Source organism: Paludibaculum fermentans (assembly GCF_051172195.1).
Lineage (GTDB): Bacteria > Acidobacteriota > Terriglobia > Bryobacterales > Bryobacteraceae > Paludibaculum > Paludibaculum fermentans_A.
Genome location: NZ_JBPJAQ010000002.1, coordinates 1,237,895 through 1,253,131 on the forward strand (window position 1 = coordinate 1,237,895; position 15,237 = coordinate 1,253,131).

General features: G+C 62.1%; 11 protein-coding genes. 6 read left to right on the forward strand and 5 right to left on the reverse strand.

Translation table 11 applies throughout. From position 1 onward, the window contains the following. Nucleotides 1-344: 344 nt before the first annotated feature. The 6 genes from smc (at nucleotide 345) to ACR9Y2_RS31705 (ending at nucleotide 8,907) form a co-directional block, all read left to right on the forward strand. The gene (smc, locus tag ACR9Y2_RS31680) at nucleotides 345-4,244 is read left to right on the forward strand and encodes a chromosome segregation protein SMC (RefSeq protein WP_435045886.1); all 3,900 of its coding nucleotides are present in this window, start codon (nucleotides 345-347) and stop codon (nucleotides 4,242-4,244) included. 3 nt (nucleotides 4,245-4,247) lie between these two features. After that, entirely contained in the window at nucleotides 4,248-4,865 is a 618-nt protein-coding gene (locus tag ACR9Y2_RS31685; protein ID WP_435045887.1) for a uridine kinase family protein, read from the forward strand. A 118-nt stretch (nucleotides 4,866-4,983) separates the two neighbouring features. Beyond that, nucleotides 4,984-5,964, forward strand: a complete 981-nt coding sequence (locus ACR9Y2_RS31690) for a SelL-related redox protein (protein ID WP_435045888.1) — start codon at nucleotides 4,984-4,986, stop codon at nucleotides 5,962-5,964. A gap of 101 nt (nucleotides 5,965-6,065) precedes the next feature. Then, nucleotides 6,066-6,611 (forward strand): RNA polymerase sigma factor, encoded by a 546-nt coding sequence (locus ACR9Y2_RS31695; protein WP_435045889.1) that lies wholly within the window; start codon nucleotides 6,066-6,068, stop codon nucleotides 6,609-6,611. After that, nucleotides 6,604-7,203, forward strand: coding sequence for a hypothetical protein (locus ACR9Y2_RS31700; protein ID WP_435045890.1), 600 nt, complete (start codon nucleotides 6,604-6,606; stop codon nucleotides 7,201-7,203). Before ACR9Y2_RS31695 ends, ACR9Y2_RS31700 begins: the two co-directional genes overlap by 8 nt. Nucleotides 7,204-7,335: 132 nt before the next feature. Beyond that, entirely contained in the window at nucleotides 7,336-8,907 is a 1,572-nt protein-coding gene (locus ACR9Y2_RS31705; RefSeq protein ID WP_435045891.1) for a sulfatase family protein, read from the forward strand. Between the two features lie 26 nt (nucleotides 8,908-8,933). Here the strand turns inward: ACR9Y2_RS31705 and ACR9Y2_RS31710 are convergent, their stop codons facing one another. From ACR9Y2_RS31710 to ACR9Y2_RS31730, 5 genes are all read right to left on the reverse strand, one after another. Beyond that, nucleotides 8,934-9,794, reverse strand: coding sequence for a universal stress protein (locus ACR9Y2_RS31710; protein ID WP_435045892.1), 861 nt, complete (start codon nucleotides 9,792-9,794; stop codon nucleotides 8,934-8,936). A 114-nt stretch (nucleotides 9,795-9,908) separates the two neighbouring features. Further along, a complete protein-coding gene (locus ACR9Y2_RS31715) occupies nucleotides 9,909-10,214 on the reverse strand; it encodes a zf-TFIIB domain-containing protein (RefSeq protein WP_435045893.1) in 306 nt (101 codons plus the stop codon). A 71-nt stretch (nucleotides 10,215-10,285) separates the two neighbouring features. Continuing rightward, nucleotides 10,286-12,646 carry a phosphoketolase family protein gene (locus tag ACR9Y2_RS31720; protein WP_435045894.1) on the reverse strand — a complete coding sequence of 787 codons (2,361 nt, stop codon included), beginning with the start codon at nucleotides 12,644-12,646 and terminating at the stop codon, nucleotides 10,286-10,288. Beyond that, nucleotides 12,639-13,895 (reverse strand): acetate/propionate family kinase, encoded by a 1,257-nt coding sequence (locus ACR9Y2_RS31725; RefSeq protein WP_435045895.1) that lies wholly within the window; start codon nucleotides 13,893-13,895, stop codon nucleotides 12,639-12,641. The genes ACR9Y2_RS31720 and ACR9Y2_RS31725 overlap by 8 nt, the downstream gene beginning before the upstream one ends. Next, nucleotides 13,892-15,109 carry a site-2 protease family protein gene (locus ACR9Y2_RS31730; RefSeq protein ID WP_435045896.1) on the reverse strand — a complete coding sequence of 406 codons (1,218 nt, stop codon included), beginning with the start codon at nucleotides 15,107-15,109 and terminating at the stop codon, nucleotides 13,892-13,894. The genes ACR9Y2_RS31725 and ACR9Y2_RS31730 overlap by 4 nt, the downstream gene beginning before the upstream one ends. Nucleotides 15,110-15,237: the final 128 nt, after the last annotated feature.

Consider the following 15,237-nt stretch of genomic DNA (forward strand, 5'->3'; position numbering starts at 1 on the left):
CAATCCGTCAAACTTAGAGGGATTGGTGCGTAATTTCGGCTACCTGGCAGAAGTATTGTCATTGCAATGAATTGTTTGAAGAGGATCGTGAATGTGAAACATGAGGCCACGGCGGATACCACCGTCAAAATACATGCGCGGCCTGTTCTTTCCCCCTGGTTTCCCACAGTTTTTCCTCCTGACCACTACCAGTAGTGGTCGCTGAAAACTGACCGCTGAATCTCGCGGCATAGTGCTTGCCTTTTCCGTTTTGGAGGTGTATTCTCGGAAGTACCCCCCCCGAGTGGCGGCTCCCTATTGGGTGCGCGTCGAAACGCTGGCATTCCATTGAGAGGAAGACGCCTTTGCTGACACTCAAACGCGTTGAAATCCAGGGCTTCAAGTCCTTCTGCGACCGCACTGAGATGCGATTCCAAGGCCGTGGCGTGGCCGCTGTCGTTGGCCCCAACGGCTGTGGCAAGTCTAACCTCAGCGACGCCATCAGTTGGGTTCTTGGCGAACAATCAGCGAAATCGCTGCGCGGCGCCCGCATGGAAGATGTGATCTTTGCCGGCACCAGCGGTCGCAAACCCGTCGGTATGGCGCAGGTCACCATGGTTCTGGTCGACCCTACCGGTAGTGTCGTCATCCCCGGAGCGAGACCCGAACAGCCCAAGCCTTCGAAGGCTGCCAAAGCCGCCCCGGTAGCGGTTGAGCCCACGGTGGAAACGCCCGTCGAGGCCGTGCCCGTCGAAGGTCCTGTTGAAGTGATCGAAGTCCCCCAGGCTGAAGCACTTACGAACGGGCACACAAACGACCACGCGAACGGCAAGACCCGGACCAATGGCTTCTCCCTTCATTCGCCCGGAAAAGAGCAGGAAATCGTCATCACCCGCCGGTTGTTCCGGTCTGGTGAGAGCGAGTACCTGATCAACGGCAAGCAGGCCCGCCTGCGCGACATTCAGGACTTGTTCATGGGCACCGGACTCGGTCCGGAATCGTACGCCATCATCGAGCAGGGCCGCATCGGCCAGATCCTGTCGTCCAAGCCGCTCGACCGCCGCGCAGTGATTGAGGAAGCAGCCGGCATCAGCAAGTTCAAGACCAAGCGCCGGTTGGCCGAAGCCAAGCTCGAGGGCGCCAAGCAGAATTTGACGCGCGTCTTCGACATCCTGGAAGAGGTCAACCGGCAGGTGAATTCACTCAAACGCCAGGCTGGTAAAGCCAAGCGTTATGAGGAGTTAAAGACTGAGCTCGACGCACAGTTGCGCGTCGCCCTCACCGGCCGTTACCGCCTGCTGGAGCGCGAGGCGACCCGTGTCGCCCTGGAACTCGGCGAAGCCACCCGCACCTTCCAGGAACTGCACACCAGTGTTGAGACCGAAGAGAAGTTGCTCACGTCGGCCCGCGAAACGTTTTACCAGACCGAAGCCAACCTGACCGAGGCCCGCAAGCGGCTGGCGGAAGTCCGCATCGAAACCGAGCGCACGCGGGGCCAGATCGAATCGCAAGCCCGCCAGATTGGCGGGATCGACCAGCGCCTGCAACAGGGCGAAGGCGAGAGCGAGGAGATGTACAAGCGCCTGGAAGCGCTTGACCAGGAACGGACAAACCTCGCCGCCCAGCTTCAGCAGTTGCAGGTGCAGGCGGGCGAGGCTCGTGAGCGCCTGATGGCGAAGAACGAGGAAAAGGACTCGCTCCAGGCTCAACTTCGCGAGCGGGAACGCGGTCTCGAATCCGCCCGCCAGCAGGTGGTCCGGTTGCTGGGCGAGAGCTCCCAACTCAAGAACCAAGTCGGACAAATCGACACCTACCTCTCTGCGATGGAGCGGGATACAGCCCGCGTCAAGCACGACGAGACTACCGCGATTACGGATTTGGCCCGGTTGGAACAGTCCAAGGCCGAGTTCGGAATCCGGCTTTCAAACCGCCAGATGGAGCTGGAGAACATCCAGACCCGGCGCAAGAGCGTGGACACCGATCTGCAGGAACGTCGCGCCCGTGCCCAGGAGACGCGCCGCCAGTTGGACGGGTTGAAGACGGAGACTTCCCGGCTTCGCGCGCGCCGCGATTCACTGGAGGAAATCCTTTCCCACCGCGCTTATACGACTGAATCTGTAAAGCGTTTGTTTACGGCGATTGAGCGCGGACAGGCGCAGGACTTGAAGCCCGCCGGCGTGCTAGCCGACTTCGTCGACCTGACTGATCCGAAGTTCGAAAAGGCGACAGAAGAATTCCTCCACGAAGAGCTTGAGTACGTGGTCGTCAAGACGTGGGACGATGCCCAGCGCGGCATTGAAGTCCTGCGCGGCGATCTCGACGGCCGGGCCACCTTCCTCGTGGAGCCCCACCTTAACGGCGACAGCGCACCTGTCGCCGCCTCCCCCGTTCACGAGCCGGCTATCGGTCCCGAAACCGGGATCGTTGGCCGGCTCAGTGATGGCATCCGCTTCACGAACGGGTTGACGAATGCTCCGGCCGCCCTGCTGCCGCGCCTGGCCCGCTGTTTCCTGGCGGAAGGCCGCGATTCGGCCCAGCGGCTGGCGATGATGTATCCGGATCTGTTCTTCCTGTTGCCGGACGGCGTCTGCTATAGCGGCCACGCCGTCAGCGGTGGTAAGAAGACCGGCACCGGTCCTCTGGCGCTGAAGCGCGAATTGCGCGAAATCAGCGGCCAGTTCCAGGTGCGGCAGACCGCGCTGGCCACGGCGCAGGAAACGCTGGATCAACTGGACGGCGAAATCCAGTCTCTCAGTGAAGAGTTGGAGCGGCTGCGAACCGACCAGCAGCGGCAGGAGAAAGACACCCTAGTCCTCGACCAGGAGATGCGCAAGATCTCCGAGGAGTTCAATCGCGCCAACCAGAAGCTTTCCGTCTCCCGGGTGGAACTGGAGCGTTTGCAGCGCGATGCGGACCGCAGCATGGAGCAGCGCCAGCAGAAGCAGGCGCTGGTAGTTGAGCGTGAGCAGCAACGGATGGCGGTCGAGCAGTCCCTGGAACAGGGCCGCGCCGACCTCGAATCGCTGAAGCAGGAAGTGAACCTGCTCGCCGAAGAGCACTCGGTGCTCCGTGTCGAACTGGCTGGATTCGACGAGCGCCGCCGCGGTGTGGAAAACGCCTCGGCTCGCCTGGAGAATCAGATCCGCGAAGTCACGAATCGCAGGCAGAGCCTGCAGGCCGAGATGGAGCGCCTGGGCGTAGCCCGCAACCGCTTCCTCGAGAACAACATGCAGCTCGAAGAGCGCGCCGGGTCGCTGGCCGACGAACAGCAGTTCTTCGAGAAGACGGTGGGAGAGCTGGCGGAACTGGAAACCGCGCAGCGCGCCGCCCTGTCCGCCAGCGAAGAGAACATCAAAACGACCCGCCAGGCTTCGGCCGAGGCGCACGACAAACGGAACCAGATCGAACTGAACCTGGTGCGCCGGCAGAGCGAGTTGAAGTTCCTCGACGACACTTGTAGGAAAGACCTCGACATCCCGGTGGCCGATCTGGCGGCGCAGGCTGCGGCCGCTCCGGCGGAAGCGGCGGAAGGCGAGACCGCACCGGCCGTGGTCGAACTGGACGAAATGGCCGTCTCCGACATCGAGGAGCGGGTCTCCGAACTTCGCAAGCGGATCGACGCCCTGGGACCGGTGAATCCGGAAGCGCTCCACGAGTATCAGGAGTCCCAGCAGCGCTACGACTTCCTGAACACCCAGCGGCAGGACCTGCTCGATTCGATCCGTGATACTGAGAAGGCGATCAACGAGATCGACAGCGAGTCGCGTAAGCGGTTCGTTGAGGCCTTCGCGGTGATCAACGACAAGTTCCGCGACATGTTCAGGTCGTTGTTCGGCGGCGGGTTAGGCGAAATGCGCCTGACCGGCGATGGCGATGCCCTCGACCAAGGCATCGAAATCGTGGCCTCGCCGCCCGGCAAGCGGCTGCAGAACGTCCTGCTGCTTTCGGGCGGTGAGAAGGCGCTGACGGCGGTGGCGCTGCTGATGGCGATCTTCCATTACCAGCCCAGCCCGTTCTGCATCCTGGACGAAGTCGACGCTCCGCTCGACGAAGCCAACGTAGGCCGTCTGGCCAATCTTTTGAAGGATATGGCGGCGCAAACGCAGTTTATCGTGATCACCCACGCCAAGAAAACGATGGAGGCGGCCGAGATGCTTTACGGCGTCACCATGCAGGAGCAGGGCGTGTCGAAACTGGTGAGCGTGAGACTGCAGGCGCCGCCGCCTCCCCCGGCGCAAAGCATGCAAACGGCCGCGAGGGTGTAAGCAGTGAGCAGGCAGTACCAACCGGTCAAGCTGATCGGAATCGCGGGGCCTTCGTGCTCCGGCAAGACGGAACTCGCGCGCTGGCTGTCCGCCAGGACCGGCGCGCGGGTTCTCAATCTCGACCACTACTATCTCGACCTCTCCCATCTGCCGATGGTCGTACGCGAGAAGACCAACTTCGACGAGCCGCACATCGTCGACCATGACGCGATCCTGGAACATGCCCGGGCGCTGGCGTCGGGGCAGCCAATCCATGCTCCACACTACAGTTTCGAAACCCATTCCAGGACGCCGGGCGACGACATCATCGATCCGGGCACCTGCGTGATCCTGGAGGGCCTGTTTGCGCTCTACTGGCCTGAACTGCGAGATCTGCTCACATTGAAACTGTACGTCGAGGCGCCCGAAGCGGTCTGCCTGGAGCGGCGGCTCTACCGCGACATTCGCGAGCGTGCCCGGACGCCGGAAAGCGTGAAGTGGCAGTTCGAAACCAGCGTCCTGCCCGGCGCTCGTACCTTCATTTACCCCTGCCAGGACTTTGCGGATCTTTCACTCTCAGGAACGGATCCCATTGAACGTTCGGGCGAACGGGTGATGGAGTACCTCGCTACCAACGAATAGCCGGCGCTTGGGATCTTAACCAGATCTTTACGAACTGGGTGCCGCTGGGCGCCGTCTGTGAGGGTGCGATGATTCTGATCCACGGCCCTGCGGGCGTGCATCATAACAGCGGAACAGCATGCATTATCTGACAGAGCGGCCGCCGGAGTGGATGAAATGGGTGCTGCGCGCCGCGGGAACCTTCCACATCGGCTTGGTGGTCTGCGCCATCCTCTACCCCGCCATCCTGCTTCGATACCTGGCCCCGGGCAAACCGGTGCCCAGCGGACTTGGGTTGGACTTCCTGGATGCCGCCGCCCTGCTGATGGGTGTATTCGGGGCTGGTTTCTGGCTCGCGTCCAGTCATGTTTACCGTCACTGGCCGGTAGTCATGATGGGCTTCCTGGCCAAGATTTCCATGGGAGCCGGACTCGCGATTGAGATTGTCCGCCACCGCATCGACCCCGCGGCCTGGCTGATTGTTATTCTCGACAATCTTGTATGGGCGCTCGTTTTCGCGGTGGTGTTGCACGGCACCCACGAGATGATGCTGCGCATCCGGCGGACTGTCTCGCCCGATGTACTGCGCTTCGCACTTCGGCGGAAGACACAGTACGGCATTACGCTCGACGAGCATTCGCGGCTAACCCCTGTGCTGCTCGTATTTCTGCGTCATACGGGCTGCATGTTCTGCCGTGAGGCGCTCACCGACCTGGCGCGCACGCAGCCGGAGGTGGAAGCGCAGGGCGCCCGATTGGTGCTGGTCCACATGGGGCGCGAGGCGTATGCGGCGAATTTCTTCAGCCACTATGGCTTGGAGAATGCTCAGCGGATCAGCGACCCGGAGCGCACGCTCTACCGTGCATTCGCATTGTCTCGCGGCAGCCTGCTGGACCTCTTTGGTCCCAAAGTCTGGTGGCGCGGTTTCCAGGTGGGAATTCTGAACCGTCACGGCATGGGGCGGCCCATGGGCGACGGTTTTCAAATGCCCGGCGCCTTCCTGCTGTTCCACGGCGAAATCGTCCGCACGTACCGCCACCAAAGCCCGGCGGACCGCCCCGATTACCTGGCGCTGGTGACTGGCCGGGACTATGCCGCACCAGAACTGCGAGACAGTTAGCGGCTTTCCCAGCCGGATGGCCCGCCACGGCAAACCGGTGTTCGTGCCGAACTCCCGTTGCCGACCGTAAGAAACCTCCTCTCCCACCGACTACCTTGAGTGTGGGAGGCAATTCACCCATCTCGACGGAATCCACCCAACAGGACGCGCGCTACCAGGATGCGGCGGTCGAGTTTGGACCAGCGCTGGAGCGGCTCACGAGAGCCTATGAGGCCGATGCGGAGAAGCGCCGCGACCTGAGCCAGGACATCCATTTCCAGTTGTGGCGCAGCTTTGAGCGATTTGACGGACGCTGTTCACTCAGGACCTGGGTGTACCGTGTGGCTCACCACGTGGCGGCGTCGCATGTCATCCGGGAACGCCGCATCTTCTCGAAGCTGGTCACGTTGGAAGAGGCTGAGGCTTATCCGGACAACCCGGGAGACCTGGAGTCGGCCGACCAGCGATTGCATCTGGACCGGATCTCGGCGTTGATCCAGAGACTGAAACCGATAGACCGGCAGGTGATGCTTTGCTTCCTGGAAGAGATGGACGCCGCCGCCATTGGCGAGATCACGGGGCTGTCACCCGGCAATGTGGCGATCCGGATTCATCGGAGCAAGAACGTGCTGGCAAAGTGGTTTCACCAAGGAACAGCTCATGAGTGACGAATTGCCCGGCAACGAATTGAAAGCAATCTGGCACAACCAGCCAACGGAGCCCTCTACCATGACCTTGAAGCTAATGCGATCGAAGGTGCGTGACCTTCAGGCGAAAACACGACGGCAGGCATTGGGCGCACTGGCTGGACCGCTGGCCGCCGCGCTGGTCTACGCGTTCGGAATGCGGCAATTCCCGCGGCTTGCCCACGTGATGCACCCTTTGTTCCTGATTGCCCTGGGTTGGAGCCTGCTCGGGATCTACTTCCTGAACCACGAAATGTGGTCGCCCGCGATGCCTGGCGATGCCGGACTCAGCACGGGGCTGGAGTTCTGTCGCGCGGAACTCGAGCGGCGTCGGAAATTACTGAGCCGCTTGCTGCTGTGGTCGTTTGGGCCGATACTGCTGACGCTGGGGACATTCCTGCTGGCACTGGCGCTGAGCGGCGCCGCGGGGAAAGGCCTGTTTCCCAATGGCCTCCCATTCATGGCGCTGCTGGTGATATGGATCCTCGCCTACTTTGCGCGCCGGGCGAAGGAGCAGAGGATATTGCAGCGCGAGATCGAGGAGTTGGATGATCTCGCGCGGTCGACTCCTTAGTCAAGGGCTGCGGTTAAAAAGGGACGTGAGGCTCCGGTTCTGCCGCAGTGATGGGGTGAGGCGGCAACAAGCCGGCGCCTGGGACAGCTTCGATATGATAGCCCGTGAGACCGCTCTGTATATTGAGATCCCATGGACTGTAATCGACGAGACATTCTGAAATCGCTGCCCGCCGCCGCGCTGGCCAAGGCCGGGCAGGTTCCGGTTCGCGGCGCAGCAAGCGGGGAACGTCCCAACATCCTGATTGTGATGTCGGACCAGCAGCGCGCCGGGTTGACGCGTGCTTCCGGATTTCCCCTGGATACGATGCCGGCTGTCGATGGAATGTCGGCGCGCGGGGTGAACTTCGACCGGGCCTACACGACGGCTCCGCTCTGCGTACCCGCGCGGATCAGCCTGCTGACCGGGCGATGGCCCCACGCGCACCGCGTGCGGCAGAACAGCGCCGCGAATGCCGCTGTTTTCGAGAAGGACCTGTTCCATGTCTGCCGGGATCTGGGCTATCGGACCGGTCTTTCGGGCAAAAACCATTCGCACGTCAACGCGTCGCGCGTCGATCTCTGGCGCCCATTCAGTCATCTGGACGGCTGGCTGCCGGATCCCGCGCCGAAGGAACTGGTCGCCTTTGAGCAGTGGATGAAGCACTTGAATCATGGCACGGGCCAGGAGGCGACGCCGTTTCCGGTGGAAACGCAGTTCCCGCACCGTATTGTCTCCAGTGCAATCGAGTTCATCGACAGCGCGAAGAACGATCCATTTGCCCTATGGGTCAGCTTCCCGGAACCGCACAATCCCTACCAGGTGCCCAAGCCGTATTTCGACATGTTCCCGCCGGATACCGTTCCGCCTCGCGATGTGGGGCTGGAGGCGCTGGCTTCCAAGAGCTTCCGGTGGCGCTGGCTGCGCCAGTTGGAAGAGCGCACCTATCCCGGTTATGCGGATCGGTGGAGGCGGACGCGATCGAACTATCTCGGCATGCTACGCATGATCGACGACCAGGTTGGGCGGCTGCTGGGTCATTTGGAGACCAGCGGTAAGGCGCGCAATACGATCGTCCTCTATCTGGCCGATCACGGCGACTTCTTCTGCGACTACGGGCTGGAGCGCAAGGGCGCGGAACTGCCGGAGGTTCTAACGCGCATTCCCATGACCTGGTCCGGCTGGCATGTCCAGCCGCAGTCAAAACTCCCGGCGTTCGTCTCGACGGCTGATGTCCTGCCGACTCTCTGCGAGGCGATCGGCGCGGAGATCCCCCTCGGCAGCCAGGGCCGCAGCCTGTGGCCGATGCTGACCGGACAGCCATACCCCCAGCGCGAGTTCGAAAGCACTTACTCCGAGGTCGGCTTCGGCGGTCTTAGCTATGGCCCGGGCGACGTGCTGCCGCCCAACTCCGGCCGCGGCCGCGGCACTGCCGAGGCGATTCCAACTTACGACGAGCTGAACTCCGTGACGCAGAGCGGCACCATGAAGATGGTGAGGATGGGCGACTGGAAGCTCGTGTTCGACTCGGAAGGAACGAGCGAAATCTATAACGTCGTGCGTGATCCGTACGAGCTGAAGAATCTATGGACGGCGCCTGAGGCGGCGGAAATCAAGCCGCAACTGCTGGCGGAACTGCTGCGCTGGACGATGCGCACCCAGGACGATCTGCCGAAGGCGGACTACACACCGAAACGCGCGCCCCACGGATGGTTCGCGAGCTGACGTGTTGGCCGGTGGGCACGTTTCCACTAAACGCTCAGTACAGGGCAGGGGGCCTCTCTCACGATTTCATAAAGCTGCGAAAACATGCGGTCGATCCTGCCCTGGTCGTGCCCGCGGCCGACGATGATGAGGTCCGCCTGCTGCTTGAGCGCTTCCCGGCTCACTTCAGGGGCGGGTGCGCCTGCCAGGACGATTAACTCGGCGTCGATTGCCGCTGTCCGGAGCATGCCGCGCAGTTCCAAGTCCGCGTTATCCATAAGTTCCTTCCGGAACTGGGCAAAGTCGATCTCGAACGACATCGGTGGAGTTTCCACTACGTGCAGGATCGAGAGCCTGGTCTCGCAGGACTGCGCCATGGCCGCGGCGGTCTTCAGGATTCCGGGCGTTTCCTGATCCAGGCCGACTGCGCACAGAATCGATCGGCAGGGCAGGTGGTCCGCGGATGTACCCAGCGCAGAGTGGACCCCCGTCCACACCGGGCAGTGCACATCGTGCAGCACCTTCGACGTGACCGATCCCAACAGCAGGCGCCGGAACGTGCCCAGGCCTTTCGTCGGCATCATCACCAGATCGATGCCAGCGTGCTGAATCATCCCGCGGATCACCGTGGCGGGGTCGCCTGTTTCGAGGAGAGTTTCCACGTTGGCGACGCCGGCGAAGTGACCGGTCGCGAAGTCGCGGAGACGATTCTCCTCCAGATTGCGGAGGTTCTCCATGGATTCGGTGAGTGGGCCGGATTCACCGGGGAAGTGCAGCCCTCCATCGAGGGCATGCAGCAGGATGAGCTTGGACGAGAAACGCAGGGCGGCTTCGTTTACGTAAGGGACCAACGCCCGGCAGTCTTCCGAGTAGTCCAGGGGAAATAGAATTTTGTTGAATTGGAGCATGAAAGTTCATTTCGATGGAAGGACGAAGGCACGGGACGGACGCCGCGGGCGGTGCTTCCCTCCGCTGGGGCGGTACAACTGGCCGCGGCAATGATCGCCGCCGTCGAGCCAAGGCTATTTGTGGAAGACATCGAAGAGCTTGGCAACGAAACCACCCTCTTCCTTCTGAATTGCTTCGAGCTCGCCCTTTTCCAGCCAGATCCCTGCACAAGCCCGGCACTGGTCTACGCGGACCGCTCCGATCGGCGTCTCTTCCAGCGGCTGGCCGCACTTCGGACATTTCATGAAGTGGAGTGCCTTTTCGCGCGCCCGCTCCTCTTCCAGCTTCAAGGATTGGTTCTCCTGCGATGCCAGGTGGGTTCGTTCCACCTCCTGGAGGGCGAAGTAAGTCTGCTCATTTGAAAATGGTTGTTTCGGCATAGGTTCCTTTGTGATGGCAATGAGTGAATATCAGCGGGATTCTGCCCGCAGCAGTCGCCCTCCGCGCGGGGTCAACCGGGCCATTGCCAGCCGCGGATCTCCGGCAAATCCTCACCGAACCTGTTGATGTACTGCTTGTGCTCGATGAGTTTGTCCCTCAGCTGGCGCTTGAGATAGACGCCTGGCTCGCCGGTCTGCGGCAGCCTGTCGATGGTGTCGATCACGAGGTGAAAACGATCCAGGTCATTCAGGACCGTCATGTCGAATGGAGTGGTGATGGTGCCTTCCTCCTTGTAGCCGCGCACGTGGATGTTCTCGTGATTCGTACGGCGGTAAGTCAGGCGATGGATCAGCCAGGGGTAGGCGTGAAAGGCGAAGATCACCGGTTTGTCCCTGGTGAACAGCTCGTCGAACTCAGTGTCGCTCAATCCGTGCGGGTGCTCGGATTGCGGCTGCAGCTTCATCAGGTCGACTACATTGACCACGCGAATTCGCAGTGCAGGAAGGTTCGCCCGCAGGATGGACACCGCGGCCAGGGTTTCCAGCGTGGGTACGTCTCCGCAGCAGGCCATCACCACATCAGGGGCGAGGCCGCCGTCGGTGCTGGCCCATTCCCAGATGCCGATGCCCTGCGCACAGTGCCGGTCCGCTGCCTCCATGCTCAGCCACTGCGGCGCCGGGTGTTTGCCGGCAATCACGACATTCACATAGTGCCGGCTGCGCAGGCAGTGGTCCATTACGGAGAGCAGGCAGTTTGCATCCGGTGGCAGATACACCCTCACCACTTCCGCCTTCTTGTTCACCACATGGTCAATGAACCCCGGATCCTGGTGGGTGAAGCCATTGTGGTCCTGGCGCCACACGTGCGAAGCGAGCAGGTAGTTCAGCGAGGCGATCTTCCTGCGCCACGGCAAGTGCGAGGTCACCTTCAACCACTTGGCGTGCTGGTTGAACATGGAGTCGACGATGTGGATGAAAGCTTCGTAGCAATTGAACAGGCCGTGGCGGCCGGTGAGCAGGTAGCCTTCCAGCCAGCCTTCGCACTGGTGTTCACTCAGCATCTCCACCACTCGTCCAGCGGGCGCGAGGAACTGGTCATCCGGCAGCTCGCTCGCATCCCATTGCCGGTTGGTGACCTCGAAGAGGGCTTCCAGTCCGTTCGAGAGCGTTTCATCGGGTCCAAAGACGCGGAAGTTCCGGTGTTCGGCATTCGCAGTCGCAACATCACGCAGGAAACGCCCCAGGATGTGTGTGTCGCCCGGCCCCTTGGTGCCTGGTGCCGGCACTTCGAAAGCGTAGTCGCGGAAATCAGGCATGCGGAGATCGTGCAGCAGGAGGCCGCCGTTGGCATGCGGATTCGCACCCATGCGGCGCTGTCCGCTGGGGGCCAGTTCCGCCAGGTCTGGATTCAGCTTCCCGGTTTCATCAAAGAGCTCCTCCGGGCGGTAGCTTCTCAGCCAGTCTTCCAGCAACTTAAGATGGCCCGGGTGAGTGGCGGGATCGGATAGCGGTACCTGATGCGAACGGAAGGTGCCCTCCACTCTGAGCCCATCAACGATCTTCGGCCCGGTCCAGCCTTTGGGTGAATTGAGGACGATCATCGGCCAACTCGGACGGCCGGTAACGCCTTCCAGGCGCGCGTCGTTCTGGGACTTTCTGATCTGTTCGATGGCCGTGTCGAGTGCCGCGGCCATAGCCTGGTGCATGGGGCCGGGCTCGTGGCCTTCCACGAAAATCGGCGTCCAGCCATAACCCCTGAACAACTGTTCGAGCTCTTCGCGCGGGATGCGGGCCAGCAGGGTCGGGTTCGAGATCTTGTACCCGTTGAGATGCAGGATGGGCAACACCGCGCCGTCGGTCGCCGCGTCGAGGAATTTGTTGGAATGCCAAGCTGTCGCCAATGGGCCGGTTTCCGCCTCGCCATCGCCGACGACGCAGGCGACGATGAGCTGGGGATTGTCGAAGACAGCTCCGAAGGAGTGGCTCAGCGAGTAGCCCAGTTCGCCGCCCTCATGGATGGAGCCGGGACACTCCGGCGAAGCATGACTGGGGATTCCACCAGGAAAGGAGAACTGTTTAAAGAGCTTGCGGAGGCCTGCTTCGTCCTGGCTGATGTCCGGGTAGACCTCGCTGTAGGTGCCTTCCAGGTAGGTATTGGCCACCACGGCCGGACCGCCGTGGCCCGGGCCGGAGACGTAAATCATGTCGAGGTCGTATTTCCTGATCACCCGGTTCAGGTGAGCGTAGATGAAGTTCTGCCCCGGGGTTGTGCCCCAGTGGCCCAGCAGCATGCGCTTCACATCCTGGAGAACCAACGGCCGCTTGAGCAGCGGATTGTCGCAGAGGTACATCTGACCGACTGAGAGGTAGTTGGCGGCCCGCCAATAGGCGTCGAGTCGGGCCAATGAAATAGGGGACTGGGATTCATCCATCAGTGGGCTCCTTGTGTGCTGCATCACTTGTTTGGGTTAGATTCTGACCACTGGTCACTCGGCGGACCTCGCGGGCTATCATCCGCTCTTCATCCGTAGGAATCACCCGCACGGCCACCCGGCTGGCGGCGGTGGAGATCAGGGGTGCGTTCGCGGTGTTGCCCTGCTCGTCCAGTTCGATGCCGAGAAACTCAAGTCCCCGGCACACCCGCGTTCGCACTTCACGGCTGTTCTCCCCGATGCCGCCCGAGAACACCAGCGTCTCGAGCCCGCCGAGGGCCGCGGCAAACGCGCCGATCCACTTGCGGGTCTGGTAGCAGAACAACTCCACCGCCTCGGCGGCGTGCCCGTCGTTAGCCTGCAGCGTCATCAGATCCCGCATGTCAGGGCTGGTGCCCGAGACGCCCAGCAGCCCGCACTCGTGGTTGATGAGGTGGTTGAACTGTTTTGGAGTCAGAGCCTCGGATTGCATGAGGTACCAGGCCACGCCGGGGTCCAGGTCGCCTGGCCGTGTGCCCATCGGTAGTCCGGCTGCTGGTGTGAAGCCCATGCTGGTATCGACACTCTGGCCGTGATGCACTGCAGCCAGGCTGGCCCCATTGCCCAGGTGGGCGAGGATCAAGCGCCCCTGGGCTTGTGCGGGTCCAGCCGCCCGGGCCAACTCCTCCAGCAGGAAAGCGTAGGAAAGCCCGTGGAAGCCATAGCGCTGGACGCCCAGCGCCTCGAAGCGGCGCGGAATGGGGAGTAGCCGTGCCACCCGCGGCATGCTGGCGTGGAATGCGGTGTCGAAGCAGGCAACTTGAGTGAGTTCGGGGTGACGCGCCGCGCAGGCCTCGATCAGCTCAATTTCGCGCGGCAGATGCTCCGGATCATAAGGGCTGATGCGCCGCAGCCCGTCCAGCAGTGCCCTGTACACGCGGGTTGGCTGCGTGTAGTGCATGCCGTGCACAACTCTGTGGCCGATCGCCGCAAGTCCATCGAAGGGGACGCGGGCCTCCAGCCAGTCGAGGAGGAATTCCACAGCGGGCCTGGCGTCGCCCGGATCCATGGCAATGCTGCCGTGCTGGTCCAGCGAGTCATCCCGGTAGGTGAGAACCGGGTCGCTCAAGCCGATGCGGTCCAGCTTTCCATGCAGGGTTCGCTCTGCCGAGACCCCCGGGCCAAAGAGCGCGAACCTGATGCTGGAAGAGCCGCCATTGATCGTCAGAATGGAGGCTGCTGCCGGATTCGCAATGCCGTGGGCGGTCATCGCGGGTTTAGCTGGGGTGTGGTGGAGCCCAGTTCCTGCATGGTGCCGAGGAAAGTGATGACGTCATCGCGGCTGAGCATGCCGATGACCTGATTACCCGCCATGACCGGCAGTTGATTGACTCCGTCGCGATCCAGCATTTGCAGGGCGGCCCAGAGGTCCGTCCCCGCGCTGATGCTCTTGAGTGACGCGATGGGGAGCATCACCTGCGCCGCCGTGGTCGTGTCCCATTCCGATCGCGGAACTTCCTTGATCCTGTGCAGCGTCATCAGGCCTAGCGTCTCTTCGCCGTGGCCAACCAGGAAACAACGTCGCCCGCCGCCCAGGACATGTTCATCCACCAATTGCTGCAGCGTGAGTTCCGGCGCCACGGAGGGGCATTGCGTGCTCATGGCCTGTGACACGCGATGGCCCGCCAAAAGGCCCTGGAAGGTCACCTGGTGCACTTGCGCCGACGCGGCGTTCTCCAGGAACCAGCCGATGAAGGCGATCCACAGCCCGCCCAGATCGCCGGAGAGTGCCCGCCACACGCCGCTGAAGATGAATAGGTAACCGAAGAATCGCCCGGAATTCGCGGCGATGAGGGTGGCCCTCCTCATGTCCTTGGTGGCTGCCCAGATGATCGACCGGAACACTCGTCCTCCGTCCAGCGGGAATCCGGGGATCAGATTGAAGACCGCCAGTGCAAAGTTGATGTAGGCGAGGTATTTTGCCAGCCCGAGCAACGGCTCGATGGTGACCAGTGCCGGTTGCACGATGGTCAGCAGCAGCGCCAGGGACAGGCTTACCGCTGGCCCGGCGATTGCGATGAGGAACTCCGCCTTGGGGGTGATCGGTTCCGCCCCGATCTGCGCTACCCCGCCGAAGATGAAAAGCGTGATGCTGCGCACGGGGATGTTGGACCGCAGCGCCACAAAGGAATGCCCCAGCTCATGCAACAGGACGCTTGCGAACAGTAGCAGGGCGGTGGCCGCGGCCGTCACCCAGTACATCGCTGGGCTCCAATGCGGGAACTCCTTGGGGTAGTAATTGCTCGCCAGCATCCAGGTGAGAAGGCCGAAGATCAGGAACCAGGAATAGTCGAGTTGAATCGGGATGCCCAGGATCCTGCCCACGCTGACTGTGGACCGGGCCATCGGATTGCCCTGCCGCAGTTTCCTCCTCCAGGCGAGAGTCCCGCCGGTCGCCGGGCTACCCGGGGTCAAACCGGCCATGGGGACGCCTGTCGGAGATTACTTCTGGTAGCGCAATAGCGCTTTCGACGTCTTGGTGTCATCTTGGGCATGCCAACTTCAAGACATGCACGAAGCGTGCCAACCCATTGAATTCCCGCTGCCATCCG